We start from the raw sequence: 387 nt of genomic DNA, 5'->3' as shown, positions 1-387 counted from the left end.
CCTATCTCTTCGTCGGCAATGGCGAAAGCGCGCCGCTGCACAGCCCCCATTATGATTTCAACGATGCGATCATCCCACCGGCAGCGCGTTTCTGGGTGCGCCTGGCCGAAGCCTACCTCTCCTGACGCAAAAAATTGAGGACAAGGACATGAGCGACAGTTTTTTCTACACATCGGTCAAAGATCCGCTCGCAACCCCGCTTCTGGAGGAGTTGCTGTTCGAATATGACAGCCGTTACGGCACCTTTTTCAACGCTGAAGGGGCGAGAGCTGAGCTGAACAAATATCCGCCGGAGGCCTTCAGCCCGCCTTCGGGCAATTTCCTGCTGCTGCTGCGGGACGGCAAGCCGATCGCCGGTGGTGCCTTCATGCGCCACGACGATGAGAC

2 pseudogenes are annotated in these 387 nt (G+C 57.9%); both read left to right on the top strand.

Annotated elements, in window-relative coordinates:
* Nucleotides 1–125: pseudogene (locus EOA32_RS38145) on the top strand (amidohydrolase); the annotation flags it as partial.
* A 23-nt stretch (nt 126–148) separates the two neighbouring features.
* Nucleotides 149–387: pseudogene (locus EOA32_RS38140) on the top strand (GNAT family N-acetyltransferase); the annotation flags it as partial.

The organism is Mesorhizobium sp. M1A.F.Ca.ET.072.01.1.1, from assembly GCF_004023325.1.
Lineage (GTDB): Bacteria > Pseudomonadota > Alphaproteobacteria > Rhizobiales > Rhizobiaceae > Mesorhizobium.
The sequence above is the reverse complement of the archived record's forward strand: the minus strand, read 5'-3'. Positions and strand labels throughout refer to the sequence as shown.